Genomic DNA, 20,550 nt, shown 5'->3' with positions numbered 1-20,550 from the left:
CGTTTGCTTTTATTTCTTTGCTCAATTCAGTTTTGTTGTTGCGATAAGAAAAAACCACCTGTACAGGTGGTCTTGTCTAGGTTGAAAGAAGCAACAAAGCGTTTACTTGCTGGTAGCAGCTTTTCTCGTTTCCCAGTGGGTAATGAAAAATACGGCAGAGATGATGATTGCCGCACCAAGCCAAAGCCTTCCCGGTGGTGCCCAGCCAAATACGAGGAAACCAAATAGCACATTCAAAGGGAGCTTTGCATGGTCGAATGGTTGAACGAACGACGCGTCAGCGACGTCATACGCTTTTGCTATTGCCCATTGTGCTAATCCGGTAAGCAAGCCTGCGCCAAGTAACATAACCCAGACGAGTGTGCCGGAAGGCATAGACCATTCTGGAATGGCTAACACAATATTGAACGGTGTGATCAAAACGAGGAGATAGACCACCATGGTTGTTGGCGAATCGTGATGAGACAGTTTTTTCACCATCAGTGAGTATGTTGCCCAGAACACGGCAGCGCCGACGGGCAACATGGTTGCCCAGGTGAATTCATCTGACCAAGGCTCCAAAATGATCATGGCACCAACAAAACCAGCCAATGTTGCTATCCATCGTGCTGGCCCGACTTTTTCTTTAAGGAAAAGGCCAGAACCGATGGTCGCGAAAAGCGGGGATGTCATGAGAAGAGCGATACCCTGCCAAATCGGGACCGGATAGGCGAGCGCCCAAAGCCACAATTGAATTCCGATAACAGAAAAAAATACGCGCAGGCAGTGCATACCGAAATGCTCGGTCTTTAACGCATCCTTGATACCCATTGAACGAAGCCAAGGTGCCATGGCAACAAGAGCAATAAAATACTGTATAAACGCAACGGTCGTGGAAGGCAGTTGCATTTGGAAACTGACGTACTGAGCAAGGCTGTTCACCATGGCGAAGCAGAGTCCGGCGGTCAGCATCCATGTGGCCCCGAGAACGGGATTATGTCGTTGAGTCATGGGAATATGGCTTAAAGTGAGAGAAATGTGATAGTAACGAAATTTTCTATCAGTGGAAGTGATATTACAAAAAACGCCAGATTGACTGGCGTTTTTTTGATTACTGGTTGATTAATTGTCTGAGCGGAGGCGTTAAACCGCCAAATAAGCCAGTGGAATGTCGGGGTTAAGCGCTTCCAAAACCGCTTGTGTGTCTTGAAGATGGCTAATGACTGCATTGGCCTTTTCAACCAAAACCACGTCTTGGATATCTTCGTGTCGAACTTCTGCTAGATTCATCGCCACCATTGCCACTTGTAGCGGTGGCAAGCTAGGGTTGAACGCAGCATTTTCAGCATACATACCAGAGAAGATATTGCCCGCTTTATCACGAATCGCAACACCACTGATGTTTTTCGAATAAGGCGCATGACTGCGGTTTGTTGCCGCCATCGCGGCTTGGATCAGGGCATCATCTTCATGCGCTGTCATACCATGATTTACCGGCGCAAGGAGTGGCGCTTCAATGCCAAGGTCTGCTGGGCCAAAAGGCTCTGGCAGATACTGGTGAAGTAACATCGCGTCACGTTCTGGTAACTGCACTTCCAGCTTATCGGCACCGTTCAATTCGTTCATAAACTGGCGACAATGACCACAAGGGCTGTAGTTGATTGTCATGTCGGTTATTGCTGTTTCACCTTTAATCCACGCATGGCTAATGGCGGACTGCTCTGCATGCACAGATTGGCTCAATTGAACGCCTTCAAACTCCATATTTGCGCCAAAGTAAAGACGGCCCGACGTACCGCGTGCAATCGCACCGACGTAGAACTTGGAAATAGGGGCGATGGAGTAGGCTGCTGCAACTGGCAGCAATGCAACGCGTAAATCCGCATCTGAAAGGCCTGTGACGAGTGAAAGCGACGTAAAGTCTTCAGGACTGATAGTGGCATCGAAAACAGGGGAACTAACAATCTTTTCCATTTCTTCTTTCAAAGGAGAAGAAAGGCCCGAAATGGCTTCTTTAATGCTGGCTCGCATGGCAGCTCCGTTATTTGGTATATGGGCAAGTATTCTATCGGCAAAATAGCACAACTTAATGTGATGCTGATCACTCTAGTAATGCAATTATGCGTTACATTACATTACATTACATTATTTAGGTTGATCTCACATGTATTCGATTTCATGTGAGGCACATCGAGAGCTGATCACAGAGCAACCATGTTGTTAGGTGATAGACAAAAGGCGCGAGAATGGTCGTCATGATGCCACATATCACGAGAGCCAAGGAGCTAAGTGCGCCTTCTTGATAGTTAGTTTCAGCAGCTTTTGCCGTACCAATTGCGTGTGAAACAGCACCAATTGAAAGGCCCCGAGCCAATGGTGATTTAATTTTCATGATGTTTAGCAACGGGTAGCCAATAAGCGCGCCAAAAAGCCCAGCTAGGACCACCAATGCAGCCGATACTGCAGGAATCCCTCCAATTTGCTCTGCTGTACTCAGCGCAAAAGGTGTTGAAATGGATTTTGGCAGAACGGTTGCTGCGATCTTCAAATTGCCACCGGTTAAAAGTGCAAAGCCGCCCCCCAATATCATTGAAGCAAGACACGCTGCCAGACAGGCGACAAGAATGATTTTCCAATGTTGCCGAATCACATGCATTTGTTCATACAGTGGGTAGGCCAGTGCGATAACGGCCGGGCCAAGCATAAAATTGATGGCTTCATTCTGCTCAAAGTACTCGTGATATGTGCCGCCGGAATAGATAACAGCAGGCATAAGTACCAACAAGCTCAATAACAACGGATTACAGATTGGGTGCCGTACTTTAAGTGCAATCTGTCGTGCCACAAAATAGACGACGAGGGTCGCTACCAGCCACATCACTCTGCCTCCTTATGAAACCTATCAAGTATTTTTGACATCACGACTAGCACCGTGATTGAACTCACCAACGTAGCCCCAAGAAGCGGCATGGATTCAGAGATAAGCAGGTGGAAATGGTCCATCAACCCCATACTCGCGGGAATGAAAAATAGCGGCATAACGGTAATCAACAGGGTACAAGCATCTTTAACCCAACGGGCAGGAACGATGCCTGATGTTAAGCTCACGAATAGAAGTAACATACTAATTATGCTACTTGGCATAGGTAGATGAAGGGCCTTGGTTAGGAGGGTGCCTATCAGGTAGTAAATGAATATGAGGACGAGGCCTAGCAGGTACTTCACGTTGGAAACTCTCTCGAAAGTGACCCGACAATTTTAGTACGTTGATCGCAAAAAAATCTCGTCTTTTCGCTGAATATTTTTGCACATAATGTTTGATGCTAGTTAGGCCGAGTCAATATCACGAGGTTCTAATTTGAAGAGTGCCGCGAAAAACTAGGTTTAGAACAGAAGGAAGGCCGCAACAGCTGTACTGACAAGTGAAACACAAACAATTGATATACCAATGGCTTTTTTATTCTTGGGTGGCTCAGCCGGAATGTCTGGCAGGTTCAGCGTAAGGTCTAACGCATCAGGCTCTGAAGGCTCAGGCACAGGTTCCACTTCCCGCTGGTATGTTTTTTGCGGCAAAGCAACCCGATAGCCATGATCACCCACGACATCCAAAGGCAGTACCTTTTCACCCTGACGATACGATTTGGCGAGCAATGCACATAAGCTGTTTTGGTGTTGGGTAAACGTTGTGTCAGGTAGCGATGTGGATGTGTAAAGGACACGCGCAGACAAGACCTGCCCTGCGTGGTAGCAGAGCATCTCTAACAGACGACATTCTTCGTAGGTCAATGTCGTGACGGAGCAGTCTCTCCAATACAGCGTTCGCGACTCAGGTTCAAAGTCGACGTCAGAAAAACGATAACATCTGCTGTTTACTTTTGTGACCATTTTTTCATCCAAAACACCATTTACTATTTAAAAAGTGTGGACGCAATTCACAAAAATTCAAATGAAACGTCGTTGAAATTTCAACGACGTTTGTTTCTGGTCACCAAACAGATATGCGATCTAATTGTTTGTATTTATTAAGAAACGAGTGACTCAACGTACTGATAAACAGACTTTAGGACGCCGATTTTTTTTTGATCATCCTGATAGAGTTCAGCGAGTGCTTCTAAATTTGCCATGTAGGCAGGCAGATTTTCTTCAAAGAAATCGCGACGATGCAAATGCCACTGCTTTTGTTCTTGCTCAGTTAATGTCCACGCGTAATTACGTGCGCGGTAACGAAAAAGAAGTGGTTTAATGCGAGAATCTGAAACCTGGATATCCAAAGCGGGCAAATTTTCTGGCTTAGTCTGCCTGATAATATCCATAGTGGAGCGATCTGAAGGAGAGAAGAAGCCTTCGTAGAGTGCAGCATCCACATTGTTTGATTCATCGTATTCACGTTTTTCCGCAAAGAGTTCAACCAACTTTTCCCGGATTTCTGGATGAGCTTGAAGCTTTTTCAGGTTATCAAGGCACGCCGCTCTGTCGATGTTTAAGCGCTCGGCATCTTCTGGTCGCAACGTTTTCGCCTCAGCGAGAATCGGGCATTTGTTTATGTGCACCAGTTTTACAGGAACCGGAAGCTCATCTAATCCTAGATTGTCACGCTTTGTGTACAGACGTTCTCTGAGTGCACTGGCGTCTAACTCAAAAAGTGGTGATGGGTCTCGTGCCAAATCTACTGTGATCACCGCGTTTTTATTATCTGGATGCCATGCAACAGGCACAATCCAACTGGTGTTTCCACGCTCAACGCCAAACATTCCCGAGATATGCACCAATGGCTTCATAGAAACCACATCAATGAGTGGTGTCAGCTTGTTTTTATTTCTGTGTGTGTAGAGGTAATCAAACAATCTGGGTTGTGCGGCTTTCAGCTTCTTTGCCATTTCAATGGTGGCGTATACGTCCGCCATGGCATCGTGTGCATTGCTGTGTTCAATACCATTGGCAACGGACAAGTGCTCCAGTTTGAAGCTGGTCAGTCCTTCATCGTTCTCTGGCCATTCGATACCCTCGGGGCGAAGGGCATACGCGGCGCGCATGACATCAAGCAAATCCCAACGGGAATTACCGTTCTGCCAACTCCAGCCATAGGGGTCAAAGAAGTTTCGGTAGAGTGTGTAGCGAGAGACTTCATCGTCAAATCGGATGTTGTTGTAACCGACACCACAGGTATTGGGCACTGAGAGTTCTTCATGGATCTTGGCGATAAATTCAGGCTCTGTCAGGCCTTGTCTCATGGCCGTTTGCGGCGTAATCCCTGTGATCAAACATGCTTCAGGTTGTGGAAGATAATCATTTGGTGGTTGGCAATAAATAACCAATGGTTTGCCAATAACGTTCAAATCTTTATCGGTTCGTACACCTGCGAACTGACAAGGTCTATCAAGGGCAGGGCTGGTACCAAATGTTTCGTAATCGTAGAAGAAGAATGTAGGTTCGTTGGATTGTGCCACGGTGTATTCCAAAGGATTGATTGACTGTTGGATATTATCGTAGTTGTCAGGAAAAATCTTGTTAGAAGGGGGAGATGTCAGCTTGAAAGCATCGGTTGTGCAGAAAACAGGGACTGATTGAGGATAAGGGTCAGCCCCTGTGTTTTTCTCGGCATTTCCAATGTTTAGTTATTTACGTTTCACTCTTCCTTGCACGGCTTTGAAACGTGGGTTGGATTTGCAGATAACGTAAAGTCTTCCGCGTCGTTTAACCACCTGACAGTCTTTACTGCGCATCTTTGCACTTTTTAGCGAGCTGAGTACTTTCATTGATTATTTTGCCTTTAAGTTGTTTGCGCCAAAACGCTGATTGAAACGTGCAACGCGACCATCTTGTTTTGTTACTTTCTGTTTGCCGGTATAAAACGGATGGGAATACGAAGACACATCCAGTGTCACATATGGGTAAGAGGTACCTTCTATGTCCACGGTTCGGGCAGTCTGTACGGTTGAACCGACAAGTATGTACTTGTCCGCACCGGTGTCATGGAACGCGACGGTTCTGTATTCAGGGTGTATATCTGGTTTCATAATTCGCCTCCTTGATTGTTATGTTATAACATAACAATTTGTATGTGGTTGTCAAATGAGACGACAATTGGGAGGGGAAAAATTTTGTGTTCTTTAGGTTTCGCGAGGCAGGTGTGCAAGCAGAGGCTAAAGACGGCCGCATGTTAACGTGGGGCGATTTTATGACCTAACGTGAGCGCGTAAATTGCTTGCTAATTACGAAGGTTTCAAATGAGAATACAGGGACTCAATTTAGTATTTATATATTGAAACAATATATTTACAGATATTCCGTTTTTACGTAGTTACCAGCCAGTCAATAATGTTATTTACCTCGCAAATTTACTGAATTTAAAAGGGCATTTACGCCATTAAAACCACCAGTTTTGTTGGCGAAACTAACTAATGAATTTATTAAAATACTGTTTGTAATCAAATGTTACCCCATCACTTTCATATTGGGAGTATCTTATGGTGCCACAAGGTATCATGGTGATGGGGTGTTTTTATCTAACACAAAAATAATTTACGGTTAGTTGCCGCCGCCCTTACATTTCTATCTCCATAACAAGGAGATAGATAATGAAAACTGAAAAAATTATTTTGAATGGTAATACCTTTAGATTTAGCTTCCACCCAAATGAAAATACTGGTCAGACAGTTATTTTCATGTTCGGTGCATTGCAGGATATAGAGTCGGTAGAAAGGTACTCAAAACATTTTTCACAATACGTTAATTGTTATTCGCTTGAGTTACCCGGTACAGGGCAAACGAGTGTTCTTGATTCGCGATTTAGTATCCAGCATCAATCAGAGATGTTGCTTGAGTTTATCAATCATAAGCAATTAGATTCCGTTCACCTCATCGTGTTTAGCTATGCAACCGCGGTGGCGGTTGAGTTGTGTAAAATATGGCCAAATGTCCTTTCGATGTCCGTCTGTTGTGGTGTGCCAGGTGTACCTGTGTCAGGCCGTCCCGCAACGAAGGTCATTCTTGGTGCCGCTCTTCAACCAAATACGGAAGAGTTTGCCTCGTTATTCACCAAGTCACTTACCGTTGAGGACCCTGAAATTCCGCGTAACTCTGCGATTATCAAAGCGACTGAAAAGGGCGTATCCAAACTGCAGCGTGAAAGAATTGACATGTTTTTTGAAAACACGGTTCGTTTGTTTGTTTATTCACCGAGAGACTTGTCAGGCATTCGCACACCAACAACGGTACTCGTTGGCGAAGCGGATCCCTATGTGACGGTTGATGAGGCTAAACAATTTTCAAATAGTCTCCCTAGCAGTCAATTTCTGACGATAAAAAATGCGGATCATTTTATTCACCTTCAGCACCCTAAAGTCGTCGCCGAAACCATGATTGAAAGGGCGAAATCCTTCGTGATGGCAGAGAGAACCTTGATCGCGTAAGACGCCTGATCGAATAAACCTCGTGTTTTTACTCTAAGAGCGGACAGCCGTTATCCGTCAACGAAATGGCTGTCCTTCTTTTTGGAGAATGGCGTGAACCTTATCAAAGGCACAGCGTTGAAATCTCTTTTAAAATGCTGGCTACTGGGGCCTTTTGCTTTTCTGTAAGTAGTCTCATGGCTTCAACAATCAACATATCGCGGATGTGCTGAGACTGCCTCAGACGGTGGAACTCGGGGTAATGTGTCATTTCACTGGTAAATTCGACGTGGGAATTCTTCATAAAGCCAATTTTGGCTCTAACGCCTAGAGAAACGGGAAATTGCACCGTCCGACGCTCGTCTTCCAACGCGCCATATTGATAGAGTGACATACCCAGCACGTGAGCCATCGTACTGTGTGACAGTTTGTTTTCCATTCTAAAACGCTTCATTGTGATAGCGATTGAACGATAATAGTCAATGGCAAAGAGATTTATATCGAGCTTTTCTGGTGGAAGTAAGTTGTTGTATTCACCACATTCATTTTCTGCTTCGATTTTGGATCTAAACGCCCGGAACTCTCTTTCCTGTTCGCCTTTCATAAAACTGGTTATTAAGTCTAACGCGGTATCAAACTGATAACTGGGTATGCGTCCAATAGAAAGCAGAGCGTCAACGGCGTTATCATCCATACCCCGATAGTGTTCCTTTATCCTCAAACCATGGTAGAAAGACGTCATAGGTACCATCAATACCCAAAAAAGTGCTGCGAGAAAATGGAGTGGCTTTATTGATGAGTAGCTTTGCTGAAAATATCGTTTAAGCGTGGTAAATTTAATGCCTGTCATTCTTTCATAAAGCTGCTCGTAAGACATGCTGTTTGCACGACGAACAAATGACATTGAAACGGAAATTTCTGAGTTTAAGTGACGAAGCATATCGTCGATCTTCGCGATATTATCTTCATCAATAATTACGGGTTCAATTTTTCGTGGATGTAACATCTAGGGGTCCATGGAAACGTTTAAGCTCCTTACATATCACAATGTCCTTTTATTATGGCCCCAAAACGCTGGGTTTTTAGATATATATCAATAAAGATGTATTTAATATGGGTAATAAAAGGCTAAATTCACATGAGATACACCTTCTATTTCGTAACTTAATGTTTAAATGCGTTGAGTGTTATTATAAGAGCGCGAACATTGTTCAGTAACGAAATACAAGAACAGCCAAATGGCTGTTCTTGGTTTTCTTACTGTTTCTCTCTCGCAACCACGATGCCATTCTTCGTTGTAACGATAAATGCGCCATCATCAGCCAATGTGACCGATTGCATCAGATCGTCGAATTGCGGGCCGGAGCCAATATAACGTTGAAACTGGGTTTCACCGGTAAACCAATCTGTTGCCGCTAGGTAATAGGAGAACGTTGTATTGTCAATTTTGCCTGCATGGATGGGGTAGGTGTAAATCATCCCGGTTTTTGTTGATAACGCAGGGACTGCGGTGTGTTTAAACTCAAGATTTTCCCAGTCCTTGGTGCAGCTTAAACCATCATCATTAACTGTGATTTTTGCTAAACCATTATGCGTCATTAGAGGGTTGTCTGAATCGTATCCACCGGTGTTCGCGATGACGAGCGAGTTTTGATAACCAATCATTGAGTCTTCCGCTCCGCCTTTACCTGCTGGGAATACAGGCTCGGAACATACCAATCGACCATCCGCCCTATCATATACGTTGACGTGTAGCTGGTTTCTCGCATTGTCGGCGATTCCAACATAATTATCGTTTAGGCCGAACAGGGTAGGCGTTGTTCCCGATACCTTGGCTAATACGCCATCGCCGGAATTATCATAGGAAGAAGTCCAATCAATCACTAAGTTTCCATATTGGTCCGTCACGAGTTTTGATATCCAACCCGTGTCTGGGTTTACCGTCGTTCCCGATGTGACAACGTATAAACCTTCAGCATCCATCGCAGTTTGATTTTGTAACCTTTCCCCAAAATCATGGTATTTAAGTACGTACTCATTGGGACCGATGTAACCAACTTCGCCAGTCCCCAACGTAAACCAAATACGACCTTCGTGATCTGGATTAGCGTCGTTCAGGTATCCCGTGAGGCCAGCATTTTTCAATTTTGCTGATATATCTATGACCTTTTCTTCAACGAACTCGTACTCGCCATCCTCATCTTTTTCAAGAGCGATGTATCGAATGGTGTCATCGGTGTTATTGACCAAAACACGATTTTGCTCGTCCATTCTTACATATCCTCCTCCTGAGGAATCTCCTCCGCCTGGGTTTTGTTTTTTAGGAAGTAGGAACTCAGCTTTGGTTTCCAGTGTGTATTGGTCAAGCAGGAACAACCTTGTTTGATTGATTTCAATACAAACGGTGATTAAGTCGCCTTCTTCGCTGAACATCACGGTAGGGCAGGCTGAGACAATGGGAGATATTTGCCATGTCTTAATGTCTAATTCGCCTTCTCCCAAAGGCCCAAGATTGTTTGATACGTCGGAATTGTAATGGTCGAAGTGGAGACCTGATTTAATTTTTGACATGAAAGGGTGGTCGGGTACTTCGTGAGGAGTGATGGGAACGGGATTGATGGCGTGGCCGTAATATTCTTCCAAGCCAGCATCTTCTGCATTGGTGGGGGAAGAGACGAGCGCGTTAACTTCAACAGGGTCCGGTGAGATAACATCATTGTCACTGCTCGTGCTACTGTCATCATCACAGCCAATGAGTGCCAAAGTACTTAAAACGACAAATAAAAACTTTTTCATGAGTGTCCTTCTTATGCGTCCTAGAACGCATTAATAGTAAAGTAAGGCGGCTTTATTGAAGGTTGACTTTATTTTTGTATTTATCTTTGGATGTTAATTGAATAGTCCGCGAAAACATCGACGGAATTGTCTAATGACAAATGTTGTCCAGACGGATTTTTGCTGGATATATGATTGAACGACTACGTTCTACAGATATTCGCAGGATGAATATTGAGGAAAATCGCTTTCAACAGTGAGCATTTATGTGTCAGCGATTTACTTAGCGTCCTTGGACGTAATAATATTTAATGAGGCGTGGAGATCAAGACTCAGAAGTGGTTATCTGGTGTTCTAAGAAGGAATTGTTGAATAGGGTCGCACCAAACACATGATGTATTGTTTTATTTGCATCATCAAGTGTCATGCTTTTCGCAAGTTGATTGGTGATACGTTGAAGTGCTTGTCTAACGCCTTGGCCACCACCTTTGTGTACGAGGTTATCCAGTAACATAGCGACAACTTCTCTAAAGATGCGGCTCCTGTCTAGTAACTCACACCACGATTCAACAAACAGGTCTTGGGACGTGAAATTAAGTTGTTCGACAAAGAGGGGATAGGTTCTTCCCTGAAGCGCGTACGCAAAGTGTTCTTTGCTCTTGTAATAACCCTGTAAGGTGGATTTTCTAATGCCACATTCTTTGGCTACACGATCTAATGTAACCGCCCGCCAGCCTTCATTTATAAATAGGTCGAAAATAATAGCGTCATATTTCGCTTTGTTACTTTCTTTTTCCTGCGCTGTGATTCTACCCATTCATCTATCAATCGCGGCTGGATGTTAGGCCTGATTATTCAGAAAATACGGTATTTTATCTACAATATCTGGCTTTAACTCGGTTACCGATCTCACAAAACCGCTCTTTTTCACTCACCGTGTCTCCAACATTTCAGTGAATTGCCCCTTTGATTTTGTCTGCGGGTCAGTCGAAGATGTTCACTATTTCTGGCTTATGGATAAGATAACCTTGTAAATAGTCGATACCTATAGACATCAAAAATTGGCGTTCTTCTTCGGTTTCTACGCACTCTGCTACAACCTTGATATCAGTTACCTTGGTTATGGTACGTAAGTTCTCTATGATTTGTTGTTTCACAAAATCGTTATCACAGTGTCTGACCAATGCTCCGTCAATTTTTACGATGTCTATGGGCATTGAGAGAAGCTGATTAAAGGTTGAGTGCCCAGCACCAAAGTCATCCAATGCAATTTTAAATCCCGCTTTTTTTAGTCGGTTTAGGTTATCAACGAGCAGTTGTTGGTCTTCAATAACACCTGATTCGACCACCTCAATGCAAATTTGATGGGGTGGAATGTGCTGATGTTTTACGAACGCAAGCATGGCTCGGATAGCACTGGAGTTACATAAATAATCCGGTGTTAGATTGATTGATGCTGTTTCATAACTCGTCACATCAAGGCTTTTGATGTATTGAAGTTGTTTAAAGAGTATTTTTTTCTCTAGGTTTTCCATGTGACCGAGCTTTTGCGCACAGTGAAATACGAGACCCGTATTGAGAATTTCGTCATAAATTGAAAATCGTGACAAAAGTTCAAAGCGTCGTTTTTTCGGATCGACACAGTCTAAGTAGTTCTGACGCAAGATATTGATGTTATCGTCACTGAGGTCTTCAAGCATCAGGATATAGCGCTCATGGTCTGTGTTGTCACAGTTAATCAACGTCGTGGTGGCGTTCTTCTCAGCCAATCTCATGTTGGTATTCAGGCGTGTTACTGCATGCCTGATGCGTATTCCTTTCGAACACAGGCAATAGAAAATCCGATCCGTACTGAAATTGATGTACTTATCTCGCATTGCGGCATTTAGCCTGTATGGGATTTCGGCGAGCTTCGTTATTGAGTGTTCGCTGTCGTCGGTAATAATGATGAGTGACGACACATCATAGAGGATGAAACTCTGGTCAAGTAAGTGGGTCTCCTTTTGAAAAAACGCTGAGATATGGCGGAGAATGTTGTCTCGTTTATCCGCTGGGTATTTGAACGCGGGCGTTAAATCTAGGGCTGCAACAATAAAGTTGCGCTTATCTTCCGTGTCGGCTTCAAGCTTTTGATAGGAGCCAAAATTACTTTGTTTATCGATATACAGTCTCTGGGTATTCTCTTTTATTTCTTTTCTGAGAGAAGACTTGTAATCCAACATGATGTAGATGATCAGTGAAAAGTTTAAAAATAGAGCAAGTTTGTTGTTAAGATCTCTTAAATCGGTTGCATCATGGCCGTGAATCAACAAATTGAAGCCAATAATCATGAGAATAATCTGCGTCATCTCTGAAAAGTTGAGTACAGCAAGAATGACCAGTGGCGCCAGAAGTAAGTAATACAGGTAGGTGTCTACATGCTCGTGTCCCAATTGATTTAACACGATCACTATGGTGGTGACGAGAATGACCTTACATGCCAGATGTGGTGGCGGTGTCGCGTTAAGCAATTTCTTAAGATGCTGGCGATTACAAATCTTGTGTGTGCTGCAAATCGCGACTGCAATGATTGGGGCAGTGATCAGTATGCCGATAGAATCGGTCAAGTAGAGGTGAAGCGCCAATGTACGATCTAGTGCATTTGGGGCCAGTATTGCCATAAGCATTGTTGTAACGCCAGGCACAAGAAACACAAAGTACCCAAACACAAACTTTGTTGCATGCTGATGGTGTTTGATGCTGTCAATCACTCGCATTGACAACATCAACACAGCCGTCACTATCAGTGTATACAGATACCCAATACCACTCGGTTTGATGTTAATAAAGCTGTAGTAAAACACTAACCCAAGAAATGCCCCCCAAATACCGCTTCTACCATAAACATACGTTAAGGCGACAAATGTTCCTGCGGTGACAGACAGAAGCTGAAACGAGGAGGCTTCTCCCATAGAAAAGCTGGCTAATACTGTACTCAGTAACGTGAGTGCGAGTGCGAGCGACACGTAGCAAACACGATGGGTAAATGTCGGCTGTGGTATTGATAAATAGTATTTCACGCGATGGTCGCTCGGTTACGTCCACGATGTTTGGACTCGTACAGTGCTGAGTCTGCAGCTTTGTAGCATCGTCCAAATGTTGAATCAGTGCTGTATACGCCGCCGATAGAGACAGTGACACTGAGTCCCGCCGTTTTTTGATCCGCAAAAGCAGCACGGATACTCTCTGCTTTTTCTTGCAAATCTTGTTGTGCCATATTTTTGAAAAGCAGAATGAATTCTTCTCCTCCCCAGCGTATAGCGATATCGCCGCTGCGTATTAGGTGCTGAATTAAGTTTGCTGATTCTCGAATGACATCATCGCCTTTACGGTGACCGTATGAGTCATTTATCTGCTTAAAATGGTCAATATCGATGATTAGCATGGCGAAATTTTGCATGCGCTTCAGCTTTGGTTCGTAGAAATCGCGACGATAAAAGCCCGTCATTTCATCATGCTTGATGGAATGTTCGTATCTGCGAATTACCGTTCGTGTCAATTGAACTAGCATAGCGATGAGCAATGCTGGGATGATCGATTTCTTTAGCACATCGATGTAACGCACTCCGACACCAAAATACTGGCCATCCGAACATGGCATGTGCGCCAATTCGTAATAGACATTATTGATGTCATCACCGTTTAGTGTGGTTTTGTACTCGTCGTTGTATTTTTGGATCTGTAAGTCGATGAATGATTCTTTAATATCGACAGCCACAAGTGCTTCTAAAGACTGCTTATTGTGCACGGGGTAGTAAATAGAACGAATACGTTCACCCGTCTCATCTTCAATATAAGGCTCAGTGATCCTTATGTTACATCCATAAAATTCTTGATAGGTATGGTCAAGTTTTTCGCGCGTGACGATGCGGGCCATCACATCGTTGAGCGTGTACTTCTCAAAAACCTTCTGATAGCTAGGACGCAACGGACTGAAGTGTGCGTAGAAACTCGGGTTCTCAAAAACCGCTATCGTCCAGATACTTTGAGGCACGCAAGTTTTAAGGCGAGAGCCAAGTTTTGTGATGCCTTCATTTAGCGATTTGACCTCTGTATTGTTGTCTTTTACAACCACACCTACATCGCCAAACTGGTGAAGGCCTTTTGCGAGAACTTCTGTTTCCGCATTATTGTAATAGGATCCGAAGCGACGGATAGAGGAATAAATGCGTGTAAAGCTGTCCTGAATGTCGGTAGCGAGACGGCCTGCATGGAACATATTGTAGCCCTGATAACAGGTCGAAACGATCAACAGTGAGAGCATGCAGACTTTCAAAAAAGAGAAGAGGTCTAGTTTCTCTACCTTGGTGCGAAAACTCATTTTCGTCATATGTCCATTCAGGTTGTAAGGGCTGTCTAAAAAATGTGACTTAGATCTTGTTTAGGGACGGGGGAGTCTATACCTTTTCTCTTTTGTTTCAACGAATAAATTCAATGGACATGATGAGAAATATTGATTCAAATGCTCGCGTCATGTACGTGAAAAGGTGCATATTCACGCGTAGCCGCTTAATTAGTGCGCTGCGGAGGTTTTTCGAGCATTTTGAAGTGAATCGGACAAGCGTCCGTTGAAGGAAAAATCGGTCATATTTAACGTGTTTTATCACTGAATTTACTGAAACAGCTTGTGTAAGTTACTTGGTTCTAAGAATCAAGCGCAAATCCTAACGTTTAAGTGGCTAACTATCTAAATTAGCTATGATTAAAATGCGCGTTTGGTGAACAACTTGATTGTGACGGTGTCACATATTTCTAGGGGCGAGATATGGTAAATAACAGTCTTTTCCATTGGGTAAAACAGCTTGGCTGTGCACTTTTTCTGATGCCTTTCTTCTCTCCCGTGACAGCCGATACGTTGAAAATCGGGATAAGTCAGTATCCCACGGGCTTAAATCCGGTCTTGGACTCTTCTGTTGCAGGCAGTTATGTCCAGTCAGTCTATTGGCGACCTATGATGATCTATGGCAAAGAATGGCAACCCATCTGCCATTTGTGCATCAATGTCCCTACGTTTGAGAATGGTTTGGCGAAAAAAGTGCGCCTAGAAGATGGCAGGGAGGGCATTGAACTCTCTGTTGAGCTCAAGAAAGATTTGTTTTGGGCGGATGGTACACCACTGACTACAAAAGATGTGCTTCTTGGCTATCAGATATCCACCGATAAGCGGGTGAAAGGCAACCCAGGCTTCGAGGAAGATCAGACCATCGAGCGACTTGAGATTCTGGATGACCAGCGCTTTACCGTATTGCTAAACAAGCGCGTATTTAATTATCGAACGCTGGTGCCTTCTGCAATGCCCGATCACGTCGAGGGCGATATTTACCGCAGTGACCCCGAAAACTATGACAAGAAAACACGGTATGTAACTGCACCAGAAACCTTGGGGCTGTACAACGGTCCCTTCCGGATAGAAAAATATGCGACGGGCAGTTTTATTAACGTCACCAAAAATACACATTGGAACGGTAAACAACCGTATTTTGACCGTATCTCTTTCAAGACCGTTGGGAATACAGCGGCACTTGAAGCCCATCTGTTATCCGGGTCAGTTGATATGATCGCGGGAGAGTCTGGTTTAACTCTCGATCAGGTATTGAAAATGGAGGACAGACTTCAAGGTAAATACCAATTTCTTTATGAGCCAGGGTTGCTGTATGAGCATCTTGATGTGAATTTGGATAACCCGCACCTCAGCAAAAAAGCCTTCAGAAAAGGGTTGATACTTAGCATCGACAGGCAACTTTTAGTCGACAAGCTCTTTGAAGGTAAGCAGATTTTGGCGCACACCGATACCAGCCCAAGAGACATTGGTTTTTCTGATGATGTGGTGACCTATAGCTATGACCCTAAAGCGGCTAAAGCGCAATTTCAGTTGGCCGGATACCGTACTAAAAATGGAATATTGGTTGACCAAAATGGGCAAGCCGTTCAGTTAGAGTTGATGTCCACGGCGGGCAATAAAACCCGTGAATTAGTGCAGCAAGTTTTACAGTCTCAGTGGAAGCAAATGGGCATACAGGTCACGATCAATAATCAACCTGCACGCGTGTTTTTTGGTCAGACACTGAAAGAGCGTAAGCACAAAGGGCTGGCGCTGTTCGCTTGGTATTCCGCACCCGAAAGCCCACCAGAAACAACCCTTCACTCAGAAAATATCCCCACAGAATCGAACAATTGGGGTGGTCAAAATTATGCAGGTTATAAAAACCCGCAAATGGACAAACTGCTCGATGAGATAGAAGTCGCGTTAGATGAAGACAAGCGGGAAACATTGTTTGCCGATATTCAGCGTATTTATGCCGATGATCTCCCCGCTATTCCTTTGTATTTTCGCTCAGACAGTTTTGTGCTCCCGCTTTGGCTGCGCGGCGTAACACCAACCGGGCACATGTTTCCATCCACACATTGGATAGAAGAATGGTATCGCGCTGAATAATGATTAACACGGGAAGAGGAAATAGGAGAAAAGATGTCGGAAACGCTTCTGGATGTACGCAAGTTGCACGTTACGTTCCGTGGGCTACCAGCGGTTAACGATATTTCCTTTCGTATAAATAAAGGCGAAATTCTGGGTGTGGTTGGGGAATCGGGGTGCGGTAAAAGCTTAACTTCTCTTGCACTGATGGGGCTTCAACCATCAGTGATGCATGTATCCGGCGAAATCTTGTTTCAAGGGCACGATGTGTTGGCTTTTGATAATGCTATGTGGCGAGAAATACGTGGGGATGGCATCGCCATGATATTTCAAGAACCCATGACAGCCTTGAATCCGGTTATCAATATCGGCGATCAGGTCGCGGAAATGTTCGAACTTCACCGAGGTTGTCATAAATCACAAGCCAAAGAAAATGCGTTAATGATGTTAGAAAGGGTACATATTCCAGACCCTCACACTCGATATCATGCATATCCTCATGAACTGTCAGGGGGAATGCGACAAAGAGTGATGATTGCCATGGCACTCGCATGCGAGCCTGAATTGATCATTGCGGACGAACCGACGACCGCCCTCGATGTCACGGTGCAAGCGCAGGTGCTCGATTTGCTTGAGGCGCTAAGAGACAGCACGGGAACGGCAATCATGTTTATCAGCCATAACCTTGGCGTGGTTTCCCAGATCGCGGAAAGAGTTATAGTGATGTATGCGGGAAGGATTGTGGAGCACGCGCACTCTGATGTTTTGTTTACCAATCCGAAGCACCCTTATACTCAAGGGTTGATTTCAAGCCTGCCAAACATGGAACTATTGCGCGAGACCTTATATGCGATCCCCGGATCTGTGCCGCCGTTAGAACAGCGGAATAGCGGTTGTGTATTTGCGAGTCGATGCAACAAAGCGACCGAATTGTGTTTCTCTGTGCAGCCTCAGGATGTGCATGTCGAACCCGAACACACGGTTGCTTGCCACCATCTTTGAGGTCTGGGTATGACAATATTAACGCTCAATCAAGTCAGCCAGCATTATGTCGTCAGGGATACCCACGGGTGGCGTCATCAAGCTCAGGTACTAAAAGCGGTAGATAACATTTCACTTTCTATTCATCGTGGTGAAACTGTCGCGATTGTGGGGGAGTCTGGGTGCGGGAAATCAACCTTAGGAAGAATTGCTGCGCTACTCGATTTGCCGACAAAAGGGTCGGTAGAATTCGATGGCATCAATACCGCGGGTTTGAAAGGCACTTCGCTCCGCGCATTACGCCGTCGATTAGGTTTGGTGTTTCAAGACCCCTATTCAGCGCTTAACCCTCGATTACCTGTAGCGGAGTTGGTGGGAGAACCCTTGGCGGCACACAGTATTGGTGATAGTGCGTATCGTCGTGACAAAGTCATTGATGTGTTGAATTCAGTGGGGCTGGGACAAGAAGTGCTGGACTGTTACCCGCACGAGTTTTCAGGCGGCCAGCGGCAGCGTATTTGTATCGCGCGAGCGTTGATTTTGGACCCTTCTCTTATCATCGCTGATGAGCCGCTTTCTGCCCTCGATGTGTCGGTACAAAGCCAGATTTTGAATTTATTTGTTGAACTTCAACGTTGTCATCAGTTGGCGTTTTTGTTCATCAGTCATGATATGGCGGTGGTCAATTATCTCGCAGACACTGTGGTTGTTATGTATTTGGGTAAGGTGGTTGAGCAGGCCCCAAGAGCGACATTTTTCGCCCATCCCGCTCACCCATATAGCCAAGCGTTATTGGCTGCCGTACCGCAATTAGGCGCAGGGAGACGAAAGCGCGGGTTAGCACTGCAAGGTGATGTTCCGAGTCCGATTGACCCGCCGAGCGGGTGCTCTTTTCATCCTAGGTGTATAAAGGCAACGGAAAAATGCAAACGGATTGAACCCTCAATATCGGCACTCAGTGATGAAAGCCATAAGGTTGCTTGTCATTTTCCTGTTTTGCAGGGAGATGTTAGCGGGAACGAAATCGGGGAGGTTTCCTTATGATGCCGTATTTGTTCGGTCGTGCATTGCAAAGCTTGCTGGTGCTACTGCTGGTGTCGTTTGTGTCCTACGGATTGATTGGATTGATGCCTGGTGACCCCATTGACCTCATGGCGACTTCAGACCCGAAAATGACCTCAGAAGACATTGCTCGCCTTAAAGCTTTACAAGGTTTAGATAAACCATTGTTAGACAGATATTGGAATTGGTTAGTCGCGGCGGTGCAAGGCGACTTTGGCTATTCCCGGCTGTATTACAAACCCGTAGAAGATGTGCTTTTACCCGCGGTGTGGAACACGGTAAAACTGGTCGGCATTTCGACAATGATTTCTCTGGCCATTGCTATTCCTGTGGGGGTGTTTGCAGCGATCAAACACCGGACATGGGTGGATTATATTATCAGTTTTGGTGCTTTTATGGGATTTTCCACACCTGCATTTTGGCTCGCACTCATGCTTATTCTGGTTTTCTCTGTGACTTTAGGTTGGCTCCCCGCAGGAGGAACCGGTGAAGCAGAAGGTGGCGGGTTCTGGTTAGCGTTTAAACATCTTGTTTTACCTGTTACGTCCCTGACCATATTAAGTGTTGCCAGCCATTCACGGTTTGTTCGTGGGGCGATGTTGGATGTGTTACGACAGGACTATATCCGAACTGCAGAGGCGAAGGGGGCCTCTAAAGTGCGCGTCATTTTCAAACATGCGCTTAGAAATGCAATGATCCCATTGGTGACCATCATTGCTTTAGACATTGGCTTTCTGCTTTCCGGGGCGCTAATTACGGAAACTGTTTTTGCGTGGCCCGGAATGGGAAAACTGATCTTTGATGCCATTATGGGGAATGACTACAACCTTGCGTTATTGGGATTGATGGTGATTACGTTTACAGCATTGCTTGGCAACTTTCTTGCTGATGTCGCCTATGCCAAACTGGATCCCAGAATCAAGCTGACGAAAGGGGTCTCATCTTGAGTCGGCCGACGATTTCTCCCCAAAAAACGGTAGCCCAATTGATGCCAGTACCCCGTGTACGTTTATCGCCTTGGCGATTGGTATGGATTCGATTTCGTTGCCATAAAGCGGGGCTTGTCAGCGCGGTTTTTATCCTGTTACTCGTTTTGCTTTGTCTCAGCGCTCCCCTGATCGCGGCTTGGTCGGGAAATGACCCTTTCAACGTGAACTTTTTTGCGAGATTTGAACCTGCGGGCAGTCAATATTGGCTGGGAGCAGACGAATTGGGACGAGATGTCTTTCTGCGCCTTCTATACGGTGGCCAGGTATCTTTGATGGTGGGCTTAGTCTCCGCGTTCGCGACGGCCATTGTTGGCACGCTGGTGGGTGTGTGTGCGGGGTATTTTGGCGGAAAATTAGATGCAATATTGATGCGCGTGGCAGATTTTACACTGTCGTTACCGACATTGCCTTTAATGATTGTGCTCGCAGCGGTGGACATGAACAAGCTGGGATTACCGCAAAGTTGGGTGCAGAGTGAAAATGCGAGTTTTATTCGTATCATTATCATTGTTGCGTTATTTGGGTGGCCAATCACTGCGAGGTTAGTGCGGTCTGGCACGCTTTCAGTGAGAGAGCGAGATTATGTTAAAGCGGTGGTAGGCTATGGTGCATCGCCTTGGCGCATTATGCGAAGACACATATTGCCCAATGTGCTTTCTCCGGTGATTATCGCGACCACGATGGCCGTTGGTGGCGTCATTTTATTGGAAAGTGCTCTCTCGTTTTTAGGGCTTGGTATTCAACCGCCAACACCGTCTTGGGGTAATATGCTGCAAAATGCCCAGGAAGTGATTTGGCAATCACCAGGGCTCGCTATCTATCCGGGGGTTGCCATTCTATCTACGGTGATGGCATTCAACTTTCTAGGTGATGCCTTGCAAGATGCGCTAGATCCAAAATCAATCGTTTAATGTCTCAG

The 20,550-nt window shown here is 45.0% G+C and carries 19 protein-coding genes; 6 read left to right on the top strand and 13 right to left on the bottom strand.

Annotation, left to right across the window (positions count from 1 at the left end; translation table 11 throughout):
* Positions 1-102 precede the first annotated feature (102 nt).
* From B5D35_RS13335 to B5D35_RS13300, 8 genes are all read right to left on the bottom strand, one after another.
* The gene (locus B5D35_RS13335; RefSeq protein ID WP_244556594.1) at positions 103-990 is read right to left on the bottom strand and encodes a DMT family transporter; all 888 of its coding nucleotides are present in this window, start codon (positions 988-990) and stop codon (positions 103-105) included.
* A 132-nt stretch (positions 991-1,122) separates the two neighbouring features.
* Positions 1,123-2,010, bottom strand: a complete 888-nt coding sequence (cdd, locus tag B5D35_RS13330) for a cytidine deaminase (RefSeq protein WP_078753054.1) — start codon at positions 2,008-2,010, stop codon at positions 1,123-1,125.
* Positions 2,011-2,155: 145 nt separating this feature from the next.
* Positions 2,156-2,857, bottom strand: coding sequence for an LrgB family protein (locus B5D35_RS13325; RefSeq protein ID WP_078753053.1), 702 nt, complete (start codon positions 2,855-2,857; stop codon positions 2,156-2,158).
* Positions 2,857-3,204 (bottom strand): CidA/LrgA family protein, encoded by a 348-nt coding sequence (locus B5D35_RS13320; RefSeq protein WP_078753052.1) that lies wholly within the window; start codon positions 3,202-3,204, stop codon positions 2,857-2,859. The genes B5D35_RS13325 and B5D35_RS13320 overlap by 1 nt, the downstream gene beginning before the upstream one ends.
* Positions 3,205-3,363: 159 nt before the next feature.
* Positions 3,364-3,876, bottom strand: coding sequence for a response regulator transcription factor (locus B5D35_RS13315; RefSeq protein ID WP_078753051.1), 513 nt, complete (start codon positions 3,874-3,876; stop codon positions 3,364-3,366).
* Between the two features lie 125 nt (positions 3,877-4,001).
* On the bottom strand, positions 4,002-5,426 hold the full coding sequence (gene sbcB, locus B5D35_RS13310; RefSeq protein WP_078753050.1) for an exodeoxyribonuclease I: 1,425 nt from the start codon (positions 5,424-5,426) through the stop codon (positions 4,002-4,004).
* A 168-nt stretch (positions 5,427-5,594) separates the two neighbouring features.
* A complete protein-coding gene (ykgO, locus tag B5D35_RS13305; RefSeq protein ID WP_078753049.1) occupies positions 5,595-5,735 on the bottom strand; it encodes a type B 50S ribosomal protein L36 in 141 nt (46 codons plus the stop codon).
* Between the two features lie 3 nt (positions 5,736-5,738).
* The gene (locus B5D35_RS13300) at positions 5,739-5,996 is read right to left on the bottom strand and encodes a type B 50S ribosomal protein L31 (RefSeq protein ID WP_078753048.1); all 258 of its coding nucleotides are present in this window, start codon (positions 5,994-5,996) and stop codon (positions 5,739-5,741) included.
* 561 nt (positions 5,997-6,557) lie between these two features.
* On the opposite strand from B5D35_RS13300, the gene B5D35_RS13295 reads away from it, so the two are divergent.
* Complete coding sequence (locus B5D35_RS13295; protein WP_078753047.1) at positions 6,558-7,391, top strand: alpha/beta fold hydrolase; 834 nt, start codon at positions 6,558-6,560, stop codon at positions 7,389-7,391.
* 103 nt (positions 7,392-7,494) lie between these two features.
* On the opposite strand, the gene B5D35_RS13290 is transcribed toward B5D35_RS13295, so the two are convergent.
* The 5 genes from B5D35_RS13290 to B5D35_RS13270 all read right to left on the bottom strand — a co-directional run bounded on the left by B5D35_RS13290 (position 7,495) and on the right by B5D35_RS13270 (position 14,505).
* On the bottom strand, positions 7,495-8,376 hold the full coding sequence (locus tag B5D35_RS13290; RefSeq protein WP_078753046.1) for a hypothetical protein: 882 nt from the start codon (positions 8,374-8,376) through the stop codon (positions 7,495-7,497).
* A gap of 251 nt (positions 8,377-8,627) precedes the next feature.
* Complete coding sequence (locus tag B5D35_RS13285; RefSeq protein ID WP_078753045.1) at positions 8,628-10,166, bottom strand: hypothetical protein; 1,539 nt, start codon at positions 10,164-10,166, stop codon at positions 8,628-8,630.
* 304 nt (positions 10,167-10,470) lie between these two features.
* A complete protein-coding gene (locus tag B5D35_RS13280; protein WP_078753044.1) occupies positions 10,471-10,962 on the bottom strand; it encodes a TetR family transcriptional regulator in 492 nt (163 codons plus the stop codon).
* A gap of 166 nt (positions 10,963-11,128) precedes the next feature.
* Entirely contained in the window at positions 11,129-13,204 is a 2,076-nt protein-coding gene (locus B5D35_RS13275; protein ID WP_139367766.1) for an EAL domain-containing protein, read from the bottom strand.
* Positions 13,201-14,505, bottom strand: a complete 1,305-nt coding sequence (locus B5D35_RS13270) for a GGDEF domain-containing protein (protein WP_078753042.1) — start codon at positions 14,503-14,505, stop codon at positions 13,201-13,203. The genes B5D35_RS13275 and B5D35_RS13270 overlap by 4 nt, the downstream gene beginning before the upstream one ends.
* Before the next feature lie 444 nt (positions 14,506-14,949).
* Here B5D35_RS13270 and B5D35_RS13265 point away from each other — a divergent pair, with 444 nt between their 5' ends.
* Genes B5D35_RS13265 through B5D35_RS13245 form a run of 5 tightly spaced genes read left to right on the top strand, consistent with a single transcriptional unit; the run spans position 14,950 to position 20,542 of the window.
* On the top strand, positions 14,950-16,620 hold the full coding sequence (locus B5D35_RS13265; RefSeq protein WP_244556591.1) for a peptide ABC transporter substrate-binding protein: 1,671 nt from the start codon (positions 14,950-14,952) through the stop codon (positions 16,618-16,620).
* A gap of 33 nt (positions 16,621-16,653) precedes the next feature.
* Complete coding sequence (locus B5D35_RS13260; protein ID WP_078753041.1) at positions 16,654-17,601, top strand: ABC transporter ATP-binding protein; 948 nt, start codon at positions 16,654-16,656, stop codon at positions 17,599-17,601.
* Positions 17,602-17,610: 9 nt separating this feature from the next.
* On the top strand, positions 17,611-18,624 hold the full coding sequence (locus tag B5D35_RS13255) for an ABC transporter ATP-binding protein (protein WP_078753040.1): 1,014 nt from the start codon (positions 17,611-17,613) through the stop codon (positions 18,622-18,624).
* Positions 18,621-19,589: an ABC transporter permease gene (locus B5D35_RS13250; protein WP_078753039.1), complete on the top strand. Its 969-nt coding sequence runs from the start codon at positions 18,621-18,623 to the stop codon at positions 19,587-19,589. Before B5D35_RS13255 ends, B5D35_RS13250 begins: the two co-directional genes overlap by 4 nt.
* A gap of 41 nt (positions 19,590-19,630) precedes the next feature.
* Positions 19,631-20,542, top strand: a complete 912-nt coding sequence (locus B5D35_RS13245) for an ABC transporter permease (protein ID WP_078753038.1) — start codon at positions 19,631-19,633, stop codon at positions 20,540-20,542.
* The last annotated feature ends 8 nt before the right edge of the window (positions 20,543-20,550 follow it).

Source organism: Enterovibrio nigricans DSM 22720 (genome assembly GCF_900167155.1).
Taxonomy (GTDB): Bacteria; Pseudomonadota; Gammaproteobacteria; order Enterobacterales; family Vibrionaceae; genus Enterovibrio; species Enterovibrio nigricans.
This window is presented reverse-complemented; position numbering and strand designations above follow the sequence as displayed.

Coding starts and splice junctions, on each gene's coding strand:
- B5D35_RS13335 (WP_244556594.1), bottom strand. CDS start 990: ATGACTCAACGACATAATCCCGTTCTCGGGGCCACATGGATGCTGACC.
- B5D35_RS13325 (WP_078753053.1), bottom strand. CDS start 2,857: ATGTGGCTGGTAGCGACCCTCGTCGTCTATTTTGTGGCACGACAGATT.
- B5D35_RS13270 (WP_078753042.1), bottom strand. CDS start 14,505: ATGAGTTTTCGCACCAAGGTAGAGAAACTAGACCTCTTCTCTTTTTTG.
- B5D35_RS13290 (WP_078753046.1), bottom strand. CDS start 8,376: ATGTTACATCCACGAAAAATTGAACCCGTAATTATTGATGAAGATAAT.
- B5D35_RS13260 (WP_078753041.1), top strand. CDS start 16,654: ATGTCGGAAACGCTTCTGGATGTACGCAAGTTGCACGTTACGTTCCGT.
- B5D35_RS13265 (WP_244556591.1), top strand. CDS start 14,950: ATGGTAAATAACAGTCTTTTCCATTGGGTAAAACAGCTTGGCTGTGCA.
- cdd (WP_078753054.1), bottom strand. CDS start 2,010: ATGCGAGCCAGCATTAAAGAAGCCATTTCGGGCCTTTCTTCTCCTTTG.
- B5D35_RS13255 (WP_078753040.1), top strand. CDS start 17,611: ATGACAATATTAACGCTCAATCAAGTCAGCCAGCATTATGTCGTCAGG.
- B5D35_RS13245 (WP_078753038.1), top strand. CDS start 19,631: ATGCCAGTACCCCGTGTACGTTTATCGCCTTGGCGATTGGTATGGATT.
- B5D35_RS13280 (WP_078753044.1), bottom strand. CDS start 10,962: ATGGGTAGAATCACAGCGCAGGAAAAAGAAAGTAACAAAGCGAAATAT.
- B5D35_RS13285 (WP_078753045.1), bottom strand. CDS start 10,166: ATGAAAAAGTTTTTATTTGTCGTTTTAAGTACTTTGGCACTCATTGGC.
- B5D35_RS13300 (WP_078753048.1), bottom strand. CDS start 5,996: ATGAAACCAGATATACACCCTGAATACAGAACCGTCGCGTTCCATGAC.
- ykgO (WP_078753049.1), bottom strand. CDS start 5,735: ATGAAAGTACTCAGCTCGCTAAAAAGTGCAAAGATGCGCAGTAAAGAC.
- B5D35_RS13295 (WP_078753047.1), top strand. CDS start 6,558: ATGAAAACTGAAAAAATTATTTTGAATGGTAATACCTTTAGATTTAGC.
- B5D35_RS13250 (WP_078753039.1), top strand. CDS start 18,621: ATGATGCCGTATTTGTTCGGTCGTGCATTGCAAAGCTTGCTGGTGCTA.